Here is a 22,174-nt window from a genome sequence, read left to right on the forward strand (position 1 = left end):
CCCGACAGCCCGCCCGTGCGCGCTCCGCCCGGCCGTTCCGCTTCCTTCACCGCTCCCGATCCCCCGCCCTGTCGGCACGCCCGAGGCACTCACCGTGCCGTCGGCCCGGCCGCCATGTTCTCGCATCGCTCTCGCAGTGCTCGACGTGGACCGGCCGCTCGAAGTTCCGGGTCGTACCGATCGGCCCGGTCAGCCGGGGTAGGCCGGAGCCACCGCCGCTTCGAGCACCCGCCGGGACTGCCCGGTTCCGTCCGCCGGAACGGTCCACAGATCCGCCCCGAAGTCGCCGGGAAGCGCGTAGAGCAGGGTCGAGGCGTCCGACCAGACCGCCTGGTCGTCGATGCTGCGCTGCTCGGCGGTGGCGGTCTCGGTCATGGTGGCGAGGTCGAGCACGTAGAGCCGCCAGGGCGCGTCCTCGGGCAGGCCGGGGACGCGCCGCTTGTACGCGATCCGGGTGCCGTCCGGGGAGAGCGAGGGGCACTCGACGTTCTGGTGGAGGGTGGTGAGGCGGCGGGCGGCGAGGTCGCCGCGGACGAGGTAGGTCTGGCCGCCGGTGGCCAGGGTGGCGTAGAAGAGGTCGTCGTCGGCGAAGGTGACCCCCCAGATGTTGACGTCGTGCGCCTGGTACGGGTGGCCGTCCTTGATCACGTCGAAGGTCTCCAGGTTGTCCCGGAGGTTCCCGTCGCGGACGTCGACGATCGAGGTCCGGGTGGAGAAGTCGGTACCCGCGTAGGAGTCCCCGCTGACGAAGACCGTCCAGGCGGCGAGGTGGCCGGAGGGTGAGACCCGGGAACGGGTCGGGATGCCGGCGGCCGGGAAGGAGCGGAGTTCGCGCAGGTGGTCGTCGAGCAGGACGGCCCGGTAGCTGTCCTGCAGCGTCCCGCGCTCGGCCTGGAGGCAGACGCCCGTCCCGGCCGCCGCGTAGAAGCGCAGGCACTGGACGCCGGAGGCGGTGCGCGGGCCGTCGGGGTGGTCGGCGGGGACGGTGGCGAGCTCGTCGCGGTGCGGCCCCCAGGCGAGGTTGCGGAACACCAGCTGCCGTCCGTCGGAGGGTCGGCCGAGCGAGACCGGGCCGGTGGTGACGACCGGCCCGCCGGGCTGCGCCTGGTCCCGGCGGGCCGAGCGGTCGGCGGCGTACAGCACGGCGCCGGTGCCGACCGCGCCGAGCAGCAGGACGGCCACCAGCAGGATCAGCACCCTGGTACGGCCGGGGAGTCGGGTCATGAGAGCACCTCGGAGTCGGATCCGGCGCCGGGCCGGGCGTCACGGAGCACGAAGGCCGCCCCGAGCACGCACCCGGCCAGCGCGACCGCCGACCAGGCCAGCGCGGCGGTGCCGCCCACCGCGCTCCACAGGGCACCGAACACCAGCGAGCAGGCGAACCGGGCGAGCGCCTGCCCGGTGCCGACCAGGGCGAGCCCGGCGCCACGCTGTTCGGCCGGCACCGCGTCGGCCGCGGCGGCGGCGAGCACACCGTCGGTCGCCGCGTAGAACGCGCCGTGCAGCACCAGCACGCCGAGCACCGCGGGCAGCCCGTCCAGCGGCGAGAGCAGCAGCCCGTACGCGAGCAGCAGGAGGCCGTGCCCGGCCAGGAAGAGCCGGCGGCGGCCGATCCGGTCGGCGAGCGCCCCGAGCGGGACGGCGAGCAGCAGGAAGGCGGCGGCCGTGCCGAGCGGCAGCAGCGGGAAGAGGTCGGTGGCGAGGCCTAGCCTGCGCTGCACCAGCAGATAGAGGAAGGAGTCACTGACGGTGGTCAGCCCGAGCAGCACCGCGCAGAGCGCCAGCCGGCGCAGCGCGGGCCTCCGCAGCAGGGCGAGGCCTTCACGCAGCGAGGGAGCGGTAGTTGACGCTGCGTCAGCCTGCTGCCGGTTCGGCACGAACAGCAGCAGGACCAGCACCCCGAGCACCGCCACACAGGCACTGACCGCGAACACCGCGTCGTAGCCGTGCCGTTCGCCGCCGTCGGCGAGCAGCGGGCCGCCGGCGAGGCGCAGCACCAGGAACGCGGTGAGCGGTCCGAGCAGCGCGCCCGCCGTGTCCATCGCCCGGTGGACGCCGAACGCCCGCCCCCGGTGCTCGGGTTGGGTCGCCAGCGAGATCATCGCGTCCCGGGGCGCGGTGCGCAGACCCTTGCCGGTGCGGTCGACGGCGAGCACGGCACCGATCAGCGGCACGGTGTGGACGAGCAGCAGCAGCGGTTTGCAGAGCGCCGACAGGCCGTAGCCGACCGCCGCGACCGCCTTGTGCCGGGCCGCGCCGTCCGCGCCGCGCCGGTCGGCGAGATGGCCGCCGGCCAGCCGGACCAGCGCGCTGAACCCGTTCTGGATGCCGTCCAGCAGGCCGAAGCCGAGCGGGGAGAGGCCGAGCCCGGTGAGCAGGTAGAGCGGCAGGACGGCGCTGACCATCTCGGAGGAGACGTCGGTGACCAGGCTGACGGTGCCCAGGACCAGCACGGTGCCGGGCACGGCGGCGGCCCCCCTCCGCCCCGGCCGGTCGGCCGGGGCGGAGGGGGCCTTGGAACCGCGGGATTCCGCGACGTACACGGGCGTCAGTTCCAGATGCCGGTGATGGTGGCGGCGGAGGCGGCGTTGCCCGCGTGGCTGCTCAGCCCGACGAGGTCCTCCAGGGTGCGCAGCACGTTGTAGTGGTTGTAGGTGGTGGCGGTGGTGCTGCCGGGCGTGACGTGCGCGCCGTAGAAGAGGGTCGGGATGCGGTTGCCGGAGAGCTTGTTGTCCTCGTCGAAGGTGAGCACGAGGAGGCTGTTGTGGCTCTGGGCCCAGGCCGCGTACGCGCCGAGCTTGTTCTTGACCCAGGTGTCGCCGGTGGAGACCGAGCAGTCGTGCATGTCGTTGCAGAGGTCGGGCACGACGAAGGAGACCTTCGGCAGCGTGGTGTAGTCGGCCGGGAACTGCGCGAAGGTGTACGCGCTGCTGGTCGGCACGTTGTTGAAGCCGAACCACGGGTTGTGCTTCTGGGCGTAGTTGCCGCTGCTGCAGGTGGTCGAACCCTGGCTCGGCAGGCCCTCGTTGTAGCTGGCCCAGGTCTGGCCGGCGGCGATCAGCTCGGAGCCCAGGTTGGGGGCGGAGAGCGAGCCGACCGGCACGCAGCTGTCGTCCGTACGGCCCTGGGTGGCGCCGGAGAACAGCATGTAGTAGTTGGGCTCGCTGGGGTGGGTGAGCCCGTAGGACTGGGTGAGGGTGGCCCCGCCCGCCTTGAGGGTGCCGTTGATGTACGGCGCGCTGGAGCTGCCGACGACCTGCGAGTAGGCGTGGTTCTCCAGGACGACGACCACCACGTGGTCGGGCGCGGGCAGGGTGGCGGCCTGCGCGGTGCTGCCGGTGGCCGCCCAGAGGCCGAGCGAGCCGGCGACCAGGCCGAGGCCGGCCACGAGGGCGGTGAGCGTGCGGCGGGGGGCCGCCTCGGCGGTTCCTTCGGTGGCTCGTTCGGCGGTCTTCTCGGCGGTCTCTTCGGTGGTCTTCTCGGTGGCGCGGAATCGTGCGAAGGGCATGGTGGTGTCGTCCTCCGTGCGTCGGGACTTCCGGGTTCGGGATTTCCGGGGTTGGAGCGCCGCAAACAGTAGGAGCGCGGCGGTGTCGTGTACCGCACAAGGAAGGTGAAGAACAGACGAACACGGCGATGCCGTCCGCGGTGGCTGTCACAGCCGTCCCGATTGACCCGTCCGTCGCCGCCGTGGTGGGATTCCACGGGCGCCGCCTCCTCTGCGCGGCTTTGTCCCGGGGCCTCGCGGGGCCTCTCGCGGGGCGTCCCGCGAAGCCCGTCAAGCCCGTCAAGCCCGTCGCGCTAGGGAGCGGAACGTGATCGGTCTGGTCGCCGTGACCGCGGCGGGCCGCCCGCTCGCCGAGGAGCTGCACGCGGCCTGGCCGGACGGCAGCGTGGTCGTCCCGGCCGGGCGCGACGCGGACGGGGACCCTCGGGAGATCCTTGACCTCGCGCTGGGCGGCTGCCGGAGACTGGTCTGCTTCGCGCCCGTCGGTCTCGTCGTGCGACTGCTCCTCGACGCGGCCCCCGGCCTGTCGGAGCGGCCCGCCGTGGTCTGCGTCGATCTCGAACGCCGCTTCACCGTCTCGCTGACCGGGGGTCCCGGGGGAGCGGGCGGAGGCGCTGACGGGGGTGCGGCGGCCGACGGGGGCGCGGGCAGCGACGGGGGCGCCGACGAGCTGGCCGGGGAGGTGGCGGCCGTCCTCGGCATCTGGCCGGTGGTCACCGACGGGCCCGCGGCCGACCCGCTCGCCGACGCGACGGAAGCACCCGGCCGCCCCACCGCGCTCCCGGCCCGCCCCGGCGGCCTGCCGCCCCTCCCGCGCCGCAGAGACCTGGTCATCGGGATCGGCGCCCGCCAGGCGACCGAACCCCCGGAGGTGGCCCGGCTCATCCGCCGGACGCTGCTGGAGGCCGGACTGTCCAGCCGCTCCGTCGCCCGGCTCGCGACCCTGGACGGCAAGGGCGACCACCCCGCCGTCCGCTGGGCCTCCGCCCGGATGGGCCTGCCGGTGGACGAGCACCCGGCCGACACGCTCGCGGCCGTCGCGGTGCCGAACCCGTCCGCCGCCGTCGGCAGCGCGGTCGGCACCATGAGCGTGGCGGAGGCCGCCGCGCTGGCGAGTGCGCCGGGTGGCGAGCTCGTCGTCGCCAAACGCAAGTCGGCGACGGCGACGGTCGCGGTGGCCCGCGCCGCGGTGCGCGGCCGGCTCGCCGTCGTCGGCCTGGGCCCCGGGGAGCACGACCTGCTCGTCCCCCGTGCCCTGGCGGAGCTGCGGCGCGCGACGGTGGTGGTCGGCGAACCCGGCGCGGTCGAGCGGATCGCCGGACTGCTGCGGCCGGGAACACGGCGGTCCGCCGTCCCGGACGGCTGTGCGGAGCTCGCCGTCGCACTCGCCTCGCAGCGGCAGGCCGTCGCCCTGGTCGCGCTCGGGGACGGCGCCTCGTACGCGCCGCCGCCCGGGCCGTACGAGCTGCACCGCGTCCCCGGTCTGCCCCTTCCGCCCCCTCCCCCCGTTCCCCCCGTAGGAGACCTCTCATGACCACCGCTGGGCCCGACCTCCGCCACCACGGCGACGCCGAGGTGCGCGCCGACGGGCTCGGTCTGGTCGACCTCGCCGTCAACGTCCGGACCGGCACGCCCCCGTCGTGGCTGCGCGAGCACCTCGCGGCGACCCTCGGAGGTCTCGCCGCCTACCCCGACCAGACCGCCGCCCGGGCCGCCGTCGCCGCCCGGCACGGCCGGCCGGTGGAGGAGGTGCTGCTGACCTCGGGCGCGGCGGAGGCGTTCGTGCTGCTGGCCCGCGTCCTGGCGGCACGTCATATCGTCGTGGTGCACCCGCAGTTCACCGAGCCCGAGGCGGCGCTGCGGGACGCCGGGCACGAGGTGGACCGGGTGCTGCTCGCCCCCTCGGACGGCTTCCGGCTGGGATCCGTGCCTCCCACCGCGGACCTGGTCGTGCTCGGCAACCCGACCAACCCGACCTCCGTCCTGCACCCGGCCGCCGCCGTCGCCGCCCTCGCCCGGCCCGGCCGGACCCTGGTGGTGGACGAGGCGTTCATGGACACCGTGCCCGGCGAGCGCGAATCCCTCGCCGCCGTCCGGGACCTGCCCGGCCAGGTGGTCGTCCTGCGCAGCCTCACCAAGACCTGGGGCCTGGCCGGCCTGCGGATCGGCTACGCCCTCGGCCCGGCGCCGCTGATCGCCGCCCTCGGCGCCGCCCAGCCGCTCTGGCCGGTCTCCACCCCCGCCCTGGCCGCCGCCGAGGTGTGCAGTGCCCCCGCCGCCCTCGCCGAGGCCGAGCGGGCCGCCGCCGAACTGGGCGTCCACCGGGACCACCTGCTGAAGGGGCTCGCCGCGTTCCCGTCCGTCCGGGTGCACGGCGAGCCGGCCGCCTCCTTCGTGCTGATCCGGCTGCCCGGCGCGGCCGTCGTCCGCGAGCGCCTGCGGGACGCCGGCTTCGCCGTCCGCAGGGGCGACACCTTCCCCGGCCTCGGCCCGGACTGGCTGCGCATCGCCGTCCGGGACGAGGAGACGACCGACCGGTTCCTCACCGCCCTGGCCGGCGTCCTCAGCACAGACTGACCGCGCCCCCACCGCCACCCGCCCGGCGGCCACCACTCGCGCACAGACACCGGCGCGGGGCATCGGCGCCATGCCCTCCGGCGGCACCAGCCGGTTCCGCTCGGCGAGCACCCGCGGCGCGGCCGTGCTGCGCGGCAGCGGCCCGCGGGTGTCCCCCCACCCTCATACCGCCGCCCACTCCTTCAGCGTCGCGAAGTCGCCCTCCCGCAGGCCGAGTCTGGGATCGATGCGGAGGGTGAGGGCGCGGCCCGGGTGGTGGGCCGCTGTCCACGCGGTGTCCTGCGGCCCCAACTCGTCGTCCACCCAGGCGAACGGCCGCCCGGCCGCCCGGGCGACGAGGCATCTGGTCTTCCAGTGCAGCCCGTCCGGATCCTCCCGGTGCGGCTCCGGCCAGTCCACGAACGGCAGCTGCGGCAGCCCGAGCAGCGGTGCGATCCAGGCATTCGCCTCGTCCATCCAGGTGGTGGCCCAGACCAGCTCGTACGGCAGCGCGAGCAGCTCCGGCCCGTGCACCGGGTTGAGCCACAACCGCAACGGCCGCACGTACTCGGCGGGCCCGCGCGGGAACCGGGACACCCAGAAATCCGGCTTCACCCGGTGGGTGAGGTACCCCTCCGGCCGCTTGTGCGGCTTCGCGGCATACGGATTCAGCGGACCGTCGACGTCGAGGAGGAGCAGTGGTGGCGGCATGCCCCGCATCCTGACCCCGCCGCCCCGCCTCCGGCCACCCGTTTTCCGGCTGCCGCTTCGTCCGGTGGGCCTCCGGCCGGGCGACCGGTTCCTGCGGGCGGCCCGGTGCCGCGAGGTGGCCGGTGTTCCGGAGCGGCTCGAAGGTCCCGACCGCCGAGCGGTCGGGACCGAACGCACCGTTGGACCCTAGGAGTTCAGGTGGATTCCGATCGTCAGGAACGCCTGGACGAGGGGGACCTGGGGGACGGCCGGGGAGACGACCTGGGAGGCGTAGTGGACGATGACCAGGTCGAGTGCGGGGGAGATGAAGAGCCGCTGGCCGTGGATGCCGCTCGCCATGAAGGAGCCGTACGGGTCGTTGGGGATCCACCACAGGTCGTGGTAGGAGAGGGTGGCCGGCGCGTCGGGGGGTGCGGCGGGGAAGCGGACCCGGCGGGGACAGCCGTCCGGGACGCCCGACACGATGGTTGACGCGACGGCCTCGGGAATGACCTGGCGGTCGCCGACGGCGCCGCCGCAGCGGATCATCTCGCCGAGCCTGGCCACGTCGCGCGCGGTGGCGCTGAATCCGCCGCAGGCGGACTCGTTCCCCTCGGCGTCGAGGATGTAGTAGGCGTCCTCCTCGGCGCCGATCCGGGTCCAGATCGTGTCGGACAGGTGCGCCGAGGTGGTGGTGCCGGTGACGCGGCGCAGGACTTCGGCGAGGGCTTCGACGTTGCCGTTCTCGTAGCGGAAGCCGGTGCCGGGTTCGCCGGTCGCCCGGGCCGTCGCGAGGTGTTCGCGGATGGTGGCCGGTCCGCTGTAGCCGAAGGGCCGCAGCTGGGGTGCCAGGACGGCGAAGTAGCGCTGGGCCTCCAGCGCCTTGTCGTAGGGTCGCCCCGCGTAGCTCATCCGGGTGCCCATGTGGAGCAGGTGGTCGACCGTGGCGTCGCCGAAGGCGGTGCCGGCGAGTTCGGGGACGTACGTCGAGACCTCGGCGTCGCGGTCGAGCCGTCCTTCGTGGACGAGGACGGCCGCCAGCAGGCCCAGGTAGGACTTGGCGGCCGAGGCGTTGAAGTGGGGTACGTGGGGCTCGTAGCCGTGCAGGTACTGCTCGTGGACGACGCTGCCCCGGTGCAGGACGAGCAGGGCGTCGGTCTCGGCCTCGGCGAGCAGCCGCGCGAGTGTCAGCGTACGGCCCTGCGGCCCGGCGAAGGCGAGACCGTCGAGCGCGCCGGACGGTGCGCCGGGCAGGTCCCGGGCCGGGCCTCGGCCCCGCCAGACACCACGGCTGGGAACGGTCTCCCGGCCGGACGTCGTATGGCGGCGGGCCCAGGACGGGTCCGTGAATCCGCGGGCCCAGGCGAGGTCGGACAGTGGGGGCATGACGGGCATACGGCAGCTCCGCTCTTCTCATGCGTGCCTTCCGGGCTCGTTACCGTACATCGCGTCTGGTAAATCGACCAGGGACGGCAGGGTGCGGTGAGAGACGGAAGGGTTCGGTGAGATGAGCGGGCCCTACGGCACCAGGTCCAGGGCCCCGGGTGCATCCGAGGGCGCCAGCCCCGTGGCCCACACCCGCCCGTAGACGGACAGGTCGCGCAGGTGGGCGGTGATGTCGGCGGCGCTGTAGCCGGTGTCGCTCTCCACCCACCAGGCCAGCACGCCGATGAGCTCGCCGGTCCAGGCCCGCGCGACGAGGTCGAGCGGGATCCGCGGCGTCACTCCGAGCTGTGCGACCCGCTCACGGAACGCGGCCTCGGCGTGCGCACGGATGAGCTCGGTGAACTCGCGCAGCGCCCGCCCGTCGCCCTCCCCCCGCAGGATCACCTGGTAGACCGGCCGTTCCTGCGCGGCGTGCTCGAAGATGTACTTCACCGGCAGTCCGGTGAAGCCCTGGGCGTGCGCCTGCCGGACCGCCGGCAGGAGGCGCTCGCGGTCTTCGGCGAGGTCGCGGACGATGCCGACGAGCAGGTCCTCCTTGTCCCGGCAGTGCGCGTAGAAGGTGGCGCGGCCGACGTCCGCGCGCTCGGTGATCTCCTCGACCGTGATCGCCTGGAACCCCTTCTCCAGGGCGAGTTCCACCAGGGCTCGGCGCAACGCGGCGCGTGTCCGGCGAACGCGGCGGTCTCCCGCTGGCTTCATGTCCACATCGTTTCCTTCTGGTCCGGACCGTTGACCCGACCCTAACGCTGCCCTTAGGTTGCCGGACACCAAACTAGTTACCGAACAAAGAGTTCGGAATCTCTGTGGAGGTGCGATGAATCTCGGGCGATACGTGCGCCGGGCGGCCGGCCATCACCCCGACGCCGAAGCCGTGGTCTGCGGGCCTGTCCGGCTGACCTACGCGGAACTCGACGACCACAGCGACCGGCTCGCGACCGCGCTGCGCGAGCTGGGGCTGAACAGGGGTGACCGGGTCGCGACGCTCGCGGCCAATCGTGCCGAACTCGTCGTCACCGAAGTGGCGCTGTACAAGGCCGGACTGGCCCGCGCACCTGTCAACGCGCGCCTCGGCGACGCCGAAGTGGCCCATCTGCTCCGCGAGTCCGAAGCCCGGGTCCTGCTCACCGACGCCGGCCATCTGGACACGGCCCGCGCGGCGGTGCCCGGCACGGAGGTGAAGACCGTCCTCGGCTACGACGGTCCCGGCGATCTGGGCCCGGGCTACGCGGACACGCTGGCCGACGCCGCCGGCGGGGCCGTCGACGTCGACTGCGACGAGAGGGACATCGCCGTCCTGCACTTCACCTCCGGCTCCACGGGCCGGCTCAAGGCGGCGGTCCAGACGTACGGCAACCGGCTGGCGCTGATGCGCAAGTCGGTGATGAACGCGGACACCCGGATCGGCCCGGGAGAGCGGCAGATCCTCGCCGGCCCCGTGACCCACGCCTCCGGCATGCCGCTGATGGGCGTCTTCTTCGCCGGCGGCTGCGCGGTCGTCCTGCCGCGCTGGGACGCCGAGGAGTTCCTCGCCACCGTCCAGCGGGAGCGCGCCACCCACGCCTTCGTCGTACCGACCATGGTCAACACGGTGCTCGCGCTCCCGAACGCCCGCGACTACGACCTCTCCAGCCTGCGTCAGCTGATCTACGGCGCCGCGCCCATGTCACCGGCCCGCATCCGCGCCGCCTGGGACCTGTTCGGGCCCGTGCTCTCCCAGGGATACGGCTGCGGGGAGACCACCTCCGGGGTCCTGTTCCTCTCCACCGAGGACCATCGGCGGGCGATCGACGGCGAGGACGAGGAACTGCTCCTGTCCTGCGGGCGCCCGCTCGCCGAGGCCGACGTCCGGATCGTCGACGAGGCGGGCGCGCAGGTGCCCGACGGCGGGATCGGCGAGATCGCCGTCCGCGGCCCCGATGTCGTCCCCGGCTACCACAACGAGCCGGCGCTGACCGCCGAATCCTTCCGCGACGGCTGGTTCCTCACCGGAGATCTCGCCCGCCGCCGGTCCGACGGCTACGTCTTCATCGTCGACCGCAAGAAGGACATGATCATCTCCGGCGGGTTCAACATCTACGCCGTCGAGGTGGAATCCGTCCTTCACCAGCACCCGGACGTCTACGAGGCCGCCGTCGTCGGCGTCCCGGACGACCGGTGGGGCGAGGCCGTCAAGGCCGTGGTCGTCCCCCGCGCCGGCGCCGTGCTCACCGAGACGCAGCTCGTCGGGTTCTGTGCCGAACGGCTGGCCCGCATGAAGAAGCCCCGCTCCGTCGACTTCGTCGCGGCCCTGCCCCACAACCCCAACGGCAAGATCGACCGCCGCGCGATCCGCGAGCCGTACTGGGCGGGCGCCGAGCGCCGCGTCCACTGACCTACCGAACCCGCCTGACGCACCCCCAGGAACAGGAACCGCACCCATGCCCTACACCCTCGAACCCTCCTACGAGGACAACCCCCGCCTCCAGGACCTCGTCGTCCGGCTGCGCGGCTACCTCGCCGACGAACTCATCCCCTACGAACGCGAGCACGGCATCACCCCCGAGAGCAGGCTCGACCGCGCCACCCTCGAACGCGTCTGGAAGCGCAGCGGCGAACTCGGCTTCTACGGCATCAGCCTGCCGCCCGAACTCGGCGGCCAGGGCCTGGGCTTCACCGAACTGTGCGCCCTGAAGGAGGAACTGACCGCCTCCGGAGCCGCCCTGTCGCACTCCGTCCTCGGAGACCTGGGCGGGCCGCTACGGGTGGGCGCCATCGTGAAGTACGCCACCGAATACCAGCTGGAGCGCTACCTCCTGCCGGTGATCCGCGGCGAACGCGCCTGCTGCTTCTCCCTCACCGAGCAGGACGCCGGCTCCGACGTGCGGCGCATGACCACCACGGCCGTCCCCGACGGCGACAGCTACGTCCTCAACGGGCACAAGGTCTTCAGCTCCGCCGCCCCCTTCGCCGACTTCGCGATCGTCGTCGCCCGCATGGCCGGCACGGACGAGGCGTACAGCGCCTTCCTGGTCGACCTCGACAGCCCCGGCTGCCAGGTCCTCGACGGAGAAGTCCCCATGTCCGGCCAGCAGATGGAAGGAGACCTGCTCCTCGAGGACTGCCGCGTCCCGGCGGCCAACCTGCTCGGCGAGATCGGCCAGGGCCTGCGCATCGGCATCGGCCGCATCACCCTCAACCGGCTGCTCCACTGCCCCTCGCTGATCGGCGCCGCCCGGCGCGCCTGGGACCTCTCCGTGGCCCACTCCAAGAGCCGGGTCGCGTTCGGGCAACCGCTGCTCGCGCTCCAGGCCATCCAGCACAAGCTCGCCGAGATGGCCACCGACATCTACGCGGCCCGCTCCATGGTCACGGCCACCGCCGCCCGCGCCGACCTCGGCGCGAACATCGCGGTGGAGGCCAACATGTGCAAGCTGTTCACCTCCGAGGCGTGCTTCCGCGTCGCGGACCAGGCCGTCCAGATCCACGGCAAGGCCGGTCTGACCCGCGGTCACGAGGTCGAGCAGATCTTCCGCACCCTGCGGATGTTCCGGATCGTCACCGGAACCACCGAGATCCACAAGAACGCCATCGTCAAGGCACTTGTCTGACCGGGCAATGCCCCCGGAAGCAGAGGCCGCCGGGCGTACACCCGTACGCCCGGCGGCCCCGACACACGCAAGCCCGCCTCCCCGGAACTCTGCCCCCTCACTGTCCGGGGCCGCCCGGCCCGACCACGGTGGCCCGTCGGCATCACGACCCCCTGCTCCACCCCCACCCGCAGGAGTCACCCATGGCACCCCACCCCACCGCTCCCCCGCTCGGCCGGACCGACGCCGTGGCCACCGATCCCCCGTACGACCGCCGCCGCGCCTGGCTGATCACCGCCATGATCGTGACCTTCATGGTCATCAACTTCGCCGACAAGTCCGTCCTGGGTCTCGCCGCCCTCCCGATCATGGACGAGCTGCACATCGACAACAGCACCTACGGCCTGGTCTCCAGCTCCTTCTCCCTGCTCTTCAGCCTCTCCGGCCTCGTCGTCGGCTTCCTCTCCACCCGGATATCCAGCCGAACGCTCCTGTTCGCCATGACCATGCTGTGGGCCGTCGCACAGCTGCCCGTCCTGCTCGCCGCCACCGTGCCCGCGCTGATCGCCGGCCGCGCCCTCCTCGGCGCCGCGGAGGGCCCCGCCGCGTCCATGTCCATGCACGCGCTGTACAAGTGGTTTCCCCCGAACCGCCGCGGCCTGCCCTCGGCCCTGCAGATCGGCGGTGCGGCCCTCGGCACGCTCATCGCGGCGCCCGTCCTCACCTGGGCCATCACCGGATTCGGCTGGCGGGCGGCCTTCGCCGCGCTCGCCGTCGTCAGCGCGGTCTGGGGCCTGCTCTGGTGGCGGGTGGGCCACGACGGCCCGTTCGACCACGCCCGCACCACTCCTGTCACGGGTGGCACGCCGGGGGCCAGGCTCCCCTACCGCCGGTTGCTGACCACCGGCACCGTGCTGGGCAGCATCTCCAGTGCCTTCGGTGCCGCGTGGGCCCTCTCCCTCAGCCAGTCATGGCTTCCCGCCTACCTCCGAACCGAACTCGGGATGAGCCCGAAGGCCGCCGCCACCACCATCAGCGCCGTCTCCGCCTTCAGCCTCGTTCTGCTGCTGGCCGTCTCCCCGCTCATGGACGCGCTCAAGTCCCGTGGCGTGTCGAGCCGTTGGTCGAGCGGCGCCGCTCAGGGCAGCGCGGTCTGCGTGGCAGGCTGCGCGATGGCCGCCCTCCCGCTCGCCGACGCCGCCCTTCCCCGCCTGCTCCTGATCGCGCTCGCCTTCGGCACCGTCGCCATCGCGATCCCCCTGCACTACATGACCGCCGCCGAGGTCGTCCCCACCGCCCAGCGAGGCGCCCTCTTCGGTATCGTCGCCGCCACCGGCACCCTCCCCGGCCTCCTCGCGCCCTTCCTCACCGGCCGCCTCCTCGACACCGCGGACGATCCCGCCTCGGGCTACCGCACCGCATTCCTCATCGCCGGCCTCGTGATGACGGTGACGGGAACACTCGCCCTCATCGCCATCCGCCCCGAACGCGACGCCCGGCGCCTGGAACTGGACACACCCGGGAGTCCATGACGAATCGAGGTCCCGCCGGAGGGCCGGCTCGTAGGCGGGAGGTCTGGTGGACGGCCCTCGCCGCCGCGCCAGGGGTAGCACTCCGCCGGGCGGCGGAGCGCTACCCCTGCGGCCGGTGGACGTACAGGGCGGGCAGGTTGACCACGATCGCCTCCTGGGTGGAGCGGGCGATGACGACCACGGCCTCCTCCCCGTCCGGGTTCTCCTCCCGGTGGGGGACGAAGGGCGGGATGAAGACGTAGTCGCCGGGAGCGGTGCGGATCCGCTCCTCCGCGCCGTCCTCCCGCAGGAAGACGAACTCGGGCCGACCGCTGACCACGTAGATCGCCGTCTCGGAGTCGCCGTGGTGGTGGTCGCCGGAGGAGGTGGCGGGGGCGACGTGGGTCTGCCCCATCCAGAGGCGTTCGGCGCCGACGCTCGCACCACTGACGGCGGCGAAGCGGCGCATGCCGCCGGTCTGGGCGGTGCCCGCGTCGTTCTCTGTCAAGTTCAGCGTGTTGCATGATCACGACCCCCTCCGCCCGGGCCGCACCCACCCTGTCAGGAGGCGCGGCCGCCGGCTCACCGGTTCGTCGACCGGCAATTCTCTCTGCTTCCTATATGCGACTGACAAGAAATCAGAAATTGGCCAATTTTCATACGTCTTACTCATTGCCGGATTGATTCGGACCGGTGTCCTGCACGGGCCACTTATCGCAACACGGTGACCTGCGCAGAGGACACTGCTCCCGACCGGTAGGACAGTCCGGTTGAGTCGGATCAGACCAGGGAGGGGAGGATGCGGCGCGGCCAGTGGCCGAGCCAGAACGCGGCAGTGGACGGCTCGGGCTGATCCTCGGTGGAGCCGTCGTGGGGCAGCAGTTCGGTGGGGGCGATGTAACCCTCGCCCGGTTCGAGGCGGATGCGGAAGATCCGCAGGGGCTGGTGGCCGGCGGCGTACGCCCGCAGGTCATCGGTGTGCGGGTAGCGGCTGGCGGGGTCGCGGTACAGGGTGCGGCAGATGGTGCGGATGTCGAGGTCGGCGAGCAGGAGGTAGCGGGTGCCGGGGCCGAGGTTGAAGCACAGGCGCCGTCGGCCGGTGTGCTTGGACTGGTAGTCCAGCTTGTCCCAGTTGTCGAGGTGCAGCCCGATGCGGCGGCCGTCCTGGTAGTTGGGGGTGGTGGTCAGGGCCTTGGCGGGGCTGGCGGCCTGGCCGAGGTGGACGGCGTCCGGATCGCCGAGCGGATCGGCCAGAGCCGCCAGGCTCGCGGGCGCCGCGCCGCCGGGGAGCTTGACCAGCTCCACCAGCGTGTTGTCGGCGGTTGAGGCGGTCGGCCTGAGTCGCGTGGCCAGGTCGGCGGTCAGGGGCTGCCAGGGGCCAGCCGGAAGGACGGCCCCCGGTTCGTACTCCGGCTCGCCCCCGGCGATGCGGACCCCAGTGGTCTCGCACCGGGCGATGAGGGCGGCAGGGTCGGTGTGGGCTATGGCAAGGTTCAATCCGGGCTCCTCCCGGTTCGGGTCACCGGCGCTCGTTCAGGGTGTCGCCGAAGGTCACGTCCAGCTCTGCGATCAGGGCTTCGGCGAGCTCGGGCTGCTGGGCCCGGTCGATGATGACCTTGCCGAGGTTGGCGACGCCCCGGACCGTGGTCAGGTCGTTGCCGCGCAGGTCGAGGTCTTGGTACTTGCCGCGGCCGAACTCGGCCAGCCGCAGCGTGCACTCGTCGATGACCGTGCGGCTGAGGTCGCAGCCGGTGAACACGGCCTCGGTCAGTACGCACTTGGAGAAGGCGACCGGCCCGGTAGCCCGCACCTGCTCGAAGCTCGCGTAGTCGAGCTTGCAGTTCTCGAAGAGCACGTTGTCCAGGGTCACGCCGGTGAGGTTGGCTCCCATGATCTTGCAGTTGCGGAAGACGACGCGGGACAGCTTGGTGTCGCTGATCCGGGCGGTGGCGAGGTCGCAGGTGTCGAACTCGACGGAGTCCAGGCGGACTTTGTCGAGCTGGACGCGGTCGGCCCGCAGCCCGGTGACGCGGCCGGTGATGAGGCTGGTGTCGGTGAGGTCCAGGTCCCGCAGGTCGGCGTCGCCGTACTGGAAGCCCTGGACGATGCCCCGCGCGGAGTCGAGCGTGCTGACGTTGGACAGGTAGAGGCCGGGCTCGTTCAGGCTGGGCAGGGTCACGGTGACGCGGCCGAAGGTGCTGTCCACTGTCTTGCTCCGCTCTCTCGGTTCGGGGCCGGGCCCGCACCGTGTGGTGCGGGCCCGGGTGGTTCAGGTGGTGCTACTTGCTGGTCTTGTTGTCCCAGGTCGGCCGGTTGTCGAACTTGGGTGTGGGGTTGTCCCAGGTCGGCCGGTTGTCGAACTTGGCGACCGCGGTGTCGGCCAGGGTGCCGGCGGTGAGGTCGGCGATCACCGGGGCGTCGGTGCTGGCCAGCAGTTCGAGCAGGGTCATGCGGTTTGCTCCTCTCGGACGGTATCGGACAGTGCGGTGATGAGGGCCTGCCTGGACACGCGGCAGTAGTTCGTTTCGGTGGTGTCCAGGCGGCCGTTCTCGAAGTAGCGATTGCCGGCCTGCGCTCCCCGGCAGAAGCCGAAGAACTCGCAGGTGGCCTCGCACTCGTCCAGGCCGGTCAGGAACTCGCGCACGTACCGCAGGTCGTGCGCGCGGTCCAGCATGGAGCCGATGCTCAGCTCCAGGACGTTCCCGGCCCGGAAGTCCTCGTAGGCCGGGTCTTTGATCCCGGCGAGCTCGGGCGAGAGCAGGACGACGTCCCCAGCGGAGGAGACGGTCGGTATGGGGTCGATCAGCAGCCCGTCCCCGGTTGCCTGTGCGCCGGAGCGGGCGGCTCGCAGGTAGCCGCCGAGGCGGTCGACCTCCCGGATGGTCAGCTCCTTGTGCTGCCGGGACCAGGCGATGGTGCGGTGCCAGAACTCGCGGGCCTGTTCGACAGCGGGCACCAGGCGATCGGTGTTGACGCCCTCCGTCTCCTCCATGTTCAGGCCGACGCTGTGGCAGCCGAGGCCGGCCATGAAGTCCAGCAGACCCTCGGGGTCGCTGATGCTCTCCGCGCTGACGACCGCGATTGCCGAGAACCGAACGTCGTGCTCGCGCAGGCAGCCGATCCCCTTCATGATCCGGTCGAACGCGGGCCGCCCGGCCCAGTCGACCCGCTGCCGGTTGAGGGCTGCCGGACCGTCGATGCTCACCCCGACCCGGAACCCGTACTCGGTCAGGAACTCGCACCAGGCGGGGTTGAGCAGGACGGCGTTGGTCTGCACCGAGTGCTCGACCAGGCCGGCCTGCTGCAGCGGTTCGAAGGGCGCCAGCAGCTCGGCGAAGCGCCGGCGGCCGATCGCCAGCGGCTCACCGGCATGCCAGATGATCTCGACCGACTCCGGCGAGGTGGTGTCGGCGAACTCGGCGACCGAGCGGGCCACCGCCTCGGCGACCGCGATGGGCATCGGCGTGCGCTTGTCGCGGTCGGGCAGGTAGCAGTAGGTGCAGTTGAGGTTGCAGAAGCCGTCGGGCTGTACAACCACCATGTTCGGGCGGCGGGCGATGCGGCGCCGGTATCGGGCCAGGGTCTGCATCGTGCTGGCTCCTCGCTCGGATGTCAGAGGGATTCGGTGCCCGGATCGGTGTCCGGCGCGCTGGCAGGTCTGAGCGGCTGGTGCTCGACCAGGTAGCCGAGCAGGCCGAGCACGATGAGGTGGCCGGAGACCACCAGGGCCTTCACGGTGTCGCCGAACAGGTCGCGGTCGGGGTCGCGGTGCTGGGCACTCATGCCGCCACTCCCAGCTTCGCGTGGACCGTCTTGCCGTCCGGCAGCTGGTCGGCTCCCCAGTGACCGTCGGTGAGGTGGTGGACCAGGGCGATACCCCGGCCGCCCAGAGCCCCACTGTCGGCCTCGACCATGACCGGCAGGACACGGCAGCCGTCGGTGACACGGATCTGGACCGCCTTCTCGTCGAGCCGCTCGATCTCGACCCTCATCCGCAGCTGGCAGCCGGTCTTGGCCGCGTTGGTCGCCAGCTCCGAGACGATCACCTGGGCATCTTCGACCAGGTGATCCAGGGCCCAGACCGCCAGCTGCACGCGCACCGGCCGACGGGCGGCCGACACGGACTCGGCCCGGTAGGGCAGGTTCACGCCGACAGACTCGGTGTCACTGGTGGCCGTGGTCGCGGCGGCCGTCGGCTCGGCTCCCGGGTGCATGCCAGCGGTGACGCCATGGCGGAACTCCTGGTTGAGGGTGCGGATGAGGGTTGGCCGGCGCCAGGCCCGGAACGCAGGACGGCCCTGGCGCCAGATGCCGCCCCCAGGGGATGTCGGGCGGCGTTGCGCAACCAGTGAACGACCGTCAGCTACCAAGTGGTGAGGCAAAGTACGCACGTTGCAGGTCTCGGCCGAACCGGAAAACTTGACCGTCTCATTGCCCGTTCCCCTGCACGCCACGTCACACCGCGGCTACGTTGATCACATGGTGGCCAACGTCGCACTCCGCCTCCGGATGGCCGAACGCCGCATGACGAAGGCAGAGTTAGCCCGCGAAGTGAACGCCGAGGTCAAGATCCTCACGGGGAAGCTCGGCACGGTATCAGAGCGCACGGTGCACAACTGGCTTACCGGTCAGACCCGTTGGCCGCCGTTGAAGATCCGCCTCGCGCTCACGGCAGTATTCGACTGCATGCCCGAGGAACTGGGCTTCGTCCCCACCGGGCGGACCCGCACCACAACGGAGGTCAACGTGAGGCGACGCGACTTCATAGCGGTTGCCGGAGGCACGGCGGCTGCCGTGTTGACCAGCACCGCGGCAAGCGGACCGCGTCGGATCGGGATCAGCGACGTGCAGCAGTTGCAGGCCCGCTTCACCGAGGTCGTCGCCAGCGACCACCGCCACGGCGGCCGACTCAGCATCGAGACCCGCGCCGGCCAACTCGCCGACAAAGCCCTCGCCCTCCAGGAGCACGGCACCGCCACCCAGCGGATCAGAGCCCAGCTGTATGCCAGCGCGGCCTCCTTCATGTCGAGCGCGATGTGGGCCGCCATCGACGGCCGCCGCTTCGACGCCGCTCTTCAGCACCACCAGAAGGCCGCTTCCCTGGCCGCGATGTCCGGCGACAGCGGCATCCAGTTCCGCATCTGGTCCCACGCCGGCAGCCTCTACCGCCACCTCTCCCGCCCCGGCGACGCACTCGCCGCCAACGACGTGGCCCGCAACCTGCCCATCGCCCGCCGTGACCCGCTGTTCGCCTCCCTCGGACATGCCCGCCACGCGGCCATCCACGGCCTGACCGGCGACACCAACGCGGTGCGGCGTTCCCTCGGCCACGCGCAGGACGCCCTCGACCGAGCCGGCCCTGCTGCGACCCGCCCGCTGTGGATAACCGCCTTCTACGATCAGTCGGAACTCGACTCCCTCGCGCTCGCCGCCCACCTGGCCGCCGGGAACTGGGAGGACGCTGAGGCCCACGCGCACCGCAGCATCGCGCTTCGCCGGGGCGCCATGCAGCGCTCCCACGCGATCACCACCGTCCGCCTGGCCCATGCCCAGCTCGGCCAGGACGCCCTCGAGCCCGCCGTCGCCACCGCCATGTCGGTACCGGCCGAGGTCTCCACCCATCCCCGTGTCACTGGCATGCTGAGCGTCTTCGGCACCAAGCTCACCGACCGCGCCGCGGGAAGCGGCCCCGCCCGCACCTGGGCCGAATACGCCCACGAGACCTGGAGGACCACCGCGTGACCGTCGAACTCCGCCACCACACCGACCTCACGGCCCAGGCCCGCCAGGACCTGCTGGACGTCTACGCGGACGTCCGGGCGCCGCTGCTGCACCTGGCCAACTACCGCGTTGAGGCGTTCGCCGAACGACTCGACCGGCACGCCACCGAGCCCGGGTTCGAACTCGTCCTCGGCTACGACGGCGAAGTCCCGGTGGGGTACGCGTACGGCAACACCGCCGAAGCCGGCGACCGGTACTGGAAGCGCATGGCCGAACCTCTACTCGACGGCTTCACCGACACCCCCGTGCTGGTCATCAAGGAGATCGGCGTCCGCACCCCCTGGCGCGGCACCGGCACCGCCCGCCGCATCCACGACGAGCTCCTCGCCCACCGCAACGAGGACCGCGTCACCCTCATGGTCAACCCGCTCGCCGGGGACGGCAAGGTCCAGGCCCTGTACGAGACCTGGGGCTACCAGGCCATCAATAGCCAGCAGCCCTCACCCGAGTCGCCCCGGCTCACCGCCATGCTTCGCGCACGCTGACGAACCGCATCCGATCCGGCGGGGGTGAGTTCCGGAGGAACCCCGCACTGCAGGCCTTCGACATCGCCTTCGACGGCCGACTCTCCGTCGGCCGCCGGTAACTCACAACACCCGAGTTACACCGTTGGCTGCAGACCCGGATGTGGTGGACACGGGAGGCGGCGGCGGGCGGCAGGTCGGGGTGGAAGGCGTCGGTCACGGCCGGCTCCACAGGTTGCGGGCGGCCAGCAGCGGCAGCACGCCCTCGCCGAACCAGTACGCCTCCTCCAGGTGCGGCATCCCGGAGAGCACGAACTCGTCGATGCCCAGCTCGTGGTACTCGGTGACGAGGTCGGCGACCTCGCGGTGGCTGCCGACCAGCGCCGTGCCCGCGCCACCGCGCAGCAGGCCGATGCCCGCCCACAGGCCGGGGTGGATCTCCAGCCGTTCCGCCGAGCCGCCGTGCAGCGCGAGCATCCGCCGCTGGCCCTCCGACTCGCTTTCGGCGAGGGCCCGTTGGGTCGCGCGGATGCGTCCCGGGTCCATCGCGGCGAGCAGCCGCTCCGTCTCGGCCCAGGCCTGCGCGGAGGTGTCCCGGGTGATGACGTGCAGACGGATGCCGAAGCGGACCACCCGGCCCCGGGCGGCGGCGAGTTCACGGATCCAGGCGATCTTCTCCCGTACCTGGCCGGGCGGTTCGCCCCAGGTCAGGTAGACGTCGGCGTACCGGGCGGCGATCTCGCCGGCCGCCGGGGAGGAGCCGCCGAAGTAGACGGGCGGCACCGGGTCGGGCAGCCGGTTCAACGTGGCGCGCTCGACCCGCAGATGGGGGCCGTCGTGGTCGACGGTCTCCCCCGCCCAGAGCCGCCGGGTGATGGAGAGGAACTCCCCGGTCCTGGCGTAGCGCGCGTCCTTGTCCAGGAAGTCCCCGTACGCCCGCTGCTCGGCCGACTCGCCGCCGGTCACCACGTTGAGCAGCAGCCGTCCGCCGGACTGCCGTTGGTAGGTCGCCGCCATCTGCGCGGCCAGCGTCGGGCTGAGCTGCCCGGGCCGGAACGCCACCAGGTACTTGAGCCGATCGGTGACCTGGGTCAGCATCGCCGTCGTCAGCCAGGCGTCCTCGCACCACGCGCCGGTCGGCGTCAGCACCCCCTCGAAGCCCAGCTGTTCGGCGCTGCGGGCTATCTGTCCCAGGTAGGCGACGCTCGGCGGCCGGTCCGACCCGGCCGTCCCGGGCGTCGAGCCGTGCCCGCCGCCGACGACGTGCCGGCTGTCGCCGTTGGTGGGGAGGAACCAGTGGAAGGTGAGGGACATGGGCGTACGCTCCTGTGCCGGGCATGCGTGCCTGAAGGGTGAACTCGAAGGACGGTTCAGGGACGACAGGCGGCCGAGCAGACCCGCACCAGGTCCACGTGCAGACGGCGCACGAGGGGGTGGCGGGCGGGAGCGGTCATGCAGGCGATTATGCCCGACCCGGCACGAACACGGCCCGGCCCGGCACGAACACGGCCGCCGACCCTCCCCGTGGGGAAGGCCGGCGGCCGTGGCGGAGCGGGGCGGATCAGACCTGGCCGGCCTTCTCCAGGGCGGCGCAGCAGGTGTTGATCAGGAGCCGGGTGACGACGTAGGGGTCGACGTTGGCGTTCGGGCGGCGGTCCTCGATGTAGCCCTTCTGGTCCACCTCGACCTGCCACGGGATGCGGACCGAGGCGCCGCGGTCGGAGACGCCGTAGCTGTAGACGTTCCACGGGGCGGTCTCGTGCTTGCCGGTCAGGCGGGACTGGATGTCGTCACCGTACTGGCTGACGTGCTCCAGCACCGTCTCCTGGGAGGCACCGAGCGACTCGCAGGCGGTGATGATCGCGTCGTAGCCCTCGCGCATCGCCTTGGTGGAGAAGTTGGTGTGCGCGCCCGCGCCGTTCCAGTCGCCGCGGACCGGCTTGGCGTCGAGGGTGGCGTCGATGCCGAACTCCTCGGCGGTGCGGTAGAGCAGGTAGCGGGCGATCCACATGTCGTCCGAGGCGGTCAGCGCGTCGACCGGGCCGATCTGGAACTCCCACTGGCCGGGCATGACCTCGGCGTTGATGCCGCAGATGGCCAGGCCGGCGTCGATGCAGCGGTCGAGGTGCAGTTCGACGATCTCGCGGCCGAAGACCTCCTCGGCGCCGACGCCGCAGTAGTAGCCGCCCTGCGGGGCCGGGAAGCCGCCGTCGGGGAAGCCGAGCGGGCGGGCGCCCTTGAAGAAGGTGTACTCCTGCTCGATGCCGAAGATCGACTCCTGCGCGGCGTACTGCTCGGCCACGGAGCGGAGCAGCGCGCGGGTGTTGGACTCGTGCGGGGTGCCGTCGGTCTCCAGCACCTCGCAGAGGACGAGGATGTTGTCGCCGCCGCGGATCGGGTCCGGCACGATCCTGACCGGGTCGAGCACGCGGTCCGAGGCGTGGCCCTTGGCCTGGTTGGTGGAGGAACCGTCGAAGCCCCAGGTGGGGATCTTGTCGGCGTTCGGCAGGACCCGAGTCTTGGAGCGGAGCTTGGCGGTCGGCTTCGTGCCGTCGATCCAGATGTACTCGGCCTTGATTGCCACGGCGGTGAACCTCGCAAACTGAGTGGTGGGTGCCCGCGTAGCGTTGCAAGCCGCCGTTTCCCGGTTGT

Annotated in this window: 22 protein-coding genes; 7 read left to right on the forward strand and 15 right to left on the reverse strand. The window is 72.1% G+C overall.

Features of this window, described 5'->3' with window-relative positions; all coding sequences use genetic code 11:
• Positions 1–189: 189 nt before the first annotated feature.
• From ACIQIB_RS12555 to ACIQIB_RS12565, 3 genes are read right to left on the reverse strand one after another with little or no spacing between them, the layout of a single operon-like run.
• A complete protein-coding gene (locus ACIQIB_RS12555; RefSeq protein ID WP_363607984.1) occupies positions 190–1,224 on the reverse strand; it encodes a TolB-like translocation protein in 1,035 nt (344 codons plus the stop codon).
• On the reverse strand, positions 1,221–2,543 hold the full coding sequence (locus tag ACIQIB_RS12560) for an MFS transporter (protein WP_400653949.1): 1,323 nt from the start codon (positions 2,541–2,543) through the stop codon (positions 1,221–1,223). The genes ACIQIB_RS12555 and ACIQIB_RS12560 overlap by 4 nt, the downstream gene beginning before the upstream one ends.
• A gap of 5 nt (positions 2,544–2,548) precedes the next feature.
• A complete protein-coding gene (locus ACIQIB_RS12565) occupies positions 2,549–3,508 on the reverse strand; it encodes an alkaline phosphatase family protein (RefSeq protein WP_400757776.1) in 960 nt (319 codons plus the stop codon).
• A gap of 307 nt (positions 3,509–3,815) precedes the next feature.
• Between ACIQIB_RS12565 and ACIQIB_RS12570 the strand changes: the two genes are divergently transcribed.
• Positions 3,816–5,042 (forward strand): cobalamin biosynthesis protein, encoded by a 1,227-nt coding sequence (locus ACIQIB_RS12570; protein WP_363607987.1) that lies wholly within the window; start codon positions 3,816–3,818, stop codon positions 5,040–5,042.
• Positions 5,039–6,085, forward strand: coding sequence for an Rv2231c family pyridoxal phosphate-dependent protein CobC (gene cobC / locus ACIQIB_RS12575; protein ID WP_363607988.1), 1,047 nt, complete (start codon positions 5,039–5,041; stop codon positions 6,083–6,085). Before ACIQIB_RS12570 ends, cobC begins: the two co-directional genes overlap by 4 nt.
• Before the next feature lie 162 nt (positions 6,086–6,247).
• Here cobC and ACIQIB_RS12580 read toward each other — a convergent pair whose 3' ends face one another.
• The 3 genes from ACIQIB_RS12580 to ACIQIB_RS12590 form a co-directional block, all read right to left on the reverse strand.
• Positions 6,248–6,775, reverse strand: a complete 528-nt coding sequence (locus tag ACIQIB_RS12580) for an HAD domain-containing protein (protein ID WP_363607989.1) — start codon at positions 6,773–6,775, stop codon at positions 6,248–6,250.
• A gap of 186 nt (positions 6,776–6,961) precedes the next feature.
• A complete protein-coding gene (locus tag ACIQIB_RS12585) occupies positions 6,962–8,149 on the reverse strand; it encodes a serine hydrolase domain-containing protein (RefSeq protein ID WP_400653939.1) in 1,188 nt (395 codons plus the stop codon).
• Positions 8,150–8,272: 123 nt separating this feature from the next.
• On the reverse strand, positions 8,273–8,899 hold the full coding sequence (locus ACIQIB_RS12590; protein WP_400653937.1) for a TetR/AcrR family transcriptional regulator: 627 nt from the start codon (positions 8,897–8,899) through the stop codon (positions 8,273–8,275).
• Between the two features lie 115 nt (positions 8,900–9,014).
• Between ACIQIB_RS12590 and ACIQIB_RS12595 the strand changes: the two genes are divergently transcribed.
• The 3 genes from ACIQIB_RS12595 to ACIQIB_RS12605 all read left to right on the forward strand — a co-directional run bounded on the left by ACIQIB_RS12595 (position 9,015) and on the right by ACIQIB_RS12605 (position 13,298).
• A complete protein-coding gene (locus ACIQIB_RS12595; protein WP_363607992.1) occupies positions 9,015–10,571 on the forward strand; it encodes a long-chain fatty acid--CoA ligase in 1,557 nt (518 codons plus the stop codon).
• A 46-nt stretch (positions 10,572–10,617) separates the two neighbouring features.
• Positions 10,618–11,787, forward strand: a complete 1,170-nt coding sequence (locus ACIQIB_RS12600) for an acyl-CoA dehydrogenase family protein (RefSeq protein ID WP_363607993.1) — start codon at positions 10,618–10,620, stop codon at positions 11,785–11,787.
• A 182-nt stretch (positions 11,788–11,969) separates the two neighbouring features.
• The gene (locus ACIQIB_RS12605) at positions 11,970–13,298 is read left to right on the forward strand and encodes an MFS transporter (RefSeq protein ID WP_400757777.1); all 1,329 of its coding nucleotides are present in this window, start codon (positions 11,970–11,972) and stop codon (positions 13,296–13,298) included.
• 100 nt (positions 13,299–13,398) lie between these two features.
• Here the strand turns inward: ACIQIB_RS12605 and ACIQIB_RS12610 are convergent, their stop codons facing one another.
• From ACIQIB_RS12610 to ACIQIB_RS12640, 7 genes are all read right to left on the reverse strand, one after another.
• The gene (locus ACIQIB_RS12610) at positions 13,399–13,746 is read right to left on the reverse strand and encodes a cupin domain-containing protein (protein WP_400757875.1); all 348 of its coding nucleotides are present in this window, start codon (positions 13,744–13,746) and stop codon (positions 13,399–13,401) included.
• A 311-nt stretch (positions 13,747–14,057) separates the two neighbouring features.
• The gene (locus ACIQIB_RS12615; protein ID WP_363607995.1) at positions 14,058–14,774 is read right to left on the reverse strand and encodes a hypothetical protein; all 717 of its coding nucleotides are present in this window, start codon (positions 14,772–14,774) and stop codon (positions 14,058–14,060) included.
• 22 nt (positions 14,775–14,796) lie between these two features.
• Positions 14,797–15,483, reverse strand: coding sequence for a pentapeptide repeat-containing protein (locus tag ACIQIB_RS12620; RefSeq protein ID WP_400757778.1), 687 nt, complete (start codon positions 15,481–15,483; stop codon positions 14,797–14,799).
• Between the two features lie 73 nt (positions 15,484–15,556).
• Positions 15,557–15,727, reverse strand: coding sequence for a multiple cyclophane-containing RiPP AmcA (amcA, locus tag ACIQIB_RS12625; protein WP_400757779.1), 171 nt, complete (start codon positions 15,725–15,727; stop codon positions 15,557–15,559).
• A complete protein-coding gene (amcB, locus tag ACIQIB_RS12630) occupies positions 15,724–16,866 on the reverse strand; it encodes a cyclophane-forming radical SAM peptide maturase AmcB (protein ID WP_400757780.1) in 1,143 nt (380 codons plus the stop codon). The genes amcA and amcB overlap by 4 nt, the downstream gene beginning before the upstream one ends.
• A 23-nt stretch (positions 16,867–16,889) precedes the next feature.
• Complete coding sequence (locus ACIQIB_RS12635) at positions 16,890–17,060, reverse strand: hypothetical protein (protein ID WP_363607999.1); 171 nt, start codon at positions 17,058–17,060, stop codon at positions 16,890–16,892.
• A complete protein-coding gene (locus tag ACIQIB_RS12640; protein WP_363608000.1) occupies positions 17,057–17,425 on the reverse strand; it encodes an ATP-binding protein in 369 nt (122 codons plus the stop codon). The genes ACIQIB_RS12635 and ACIQIB_RS12640 overlap by 4 nt, the downstream gene beginning before the upstream one ends.
• 697 nt (positions 17,426–18,122) lie before the next feature.
• On the opposite strand from ACIQIB_RS12640, the gene ACIQIB_RS12645 reads away from it, so the two are divergent.
• Both ACIQIB_RS12645 and ACIQIB_RS12650 read left to right on the forward strand, forming a co-directional pair.
• Positions 18,123–19,019: a hypothetical protein gene (locus ACIQIB_RS12645; protein ID WP_400757781.1), complete on the forward strand. Its 897-nt coding sequence runs from the start codon at positions 18,123–18,125 to the stop codon at positions 19,017–19,019.
• The gene (locus ACIQIB_RS12650; RefSeq protein WP_363608002.1) at positions 19,016–19,543 is read left to right on the forward strand and encodes a GNAT family N-acetyltransferase; all 528 of its coding nucleotides are present in this window, start codon (positions 19,016–19,018) and stop codon (positions 19,541–19,543) included. The genes ACIQIB_RS12645 and ACIQIB_RS12650 overlap by 4 nt, the downstream gene beginning before the upstream one ends.
• 195 nt (positions 19,544–19,738) lie before the next feature.
• Here ACIQIB_RS12650 and ACIQIB_RS12655 read toward each other — a convergent pair whose 3' ends face one another.
• Together ACIQIB_RS12655 and glnII are read right to left on the reverse strand one after the other, a co-directional pair.
• Positions 19,739–20,836: an LLM class flavin-dependent oxidoreductase gene (locus ACIQIB_RS12655; RefSeq protein ID WP_400653930.1), complete on the reverse strand. Its 1,098-nt coding sequence runs from the start codon at positions 20,834–20,836 to the stop codon at positions 19,739–19,741.
• Between the two features lie 247 nt (positions 20,837–21,083).
• Positions 21,084–22,106, reverse strand: coding sequence for a glutamine synthetase (gene glnII, locus ACIQIB_RS12660; protein WP_363608004.1), 1,023 nt, complete (start codon positions 22,104–22,106; stop codon positions 21,084–21,086).
• Between the last annotated feature and the right edge of the window lie 68 nt (positions 22,107–22,174).

The organism is Kitasatospora sp. NPDC092286, from assembly GCF_044755565.1.
Taxonomy (GTDB): Bacteria; Actinomycetota; Actinomycetes; order Streptomycetales; family Streptomycetaceae; genus Kitasatospora.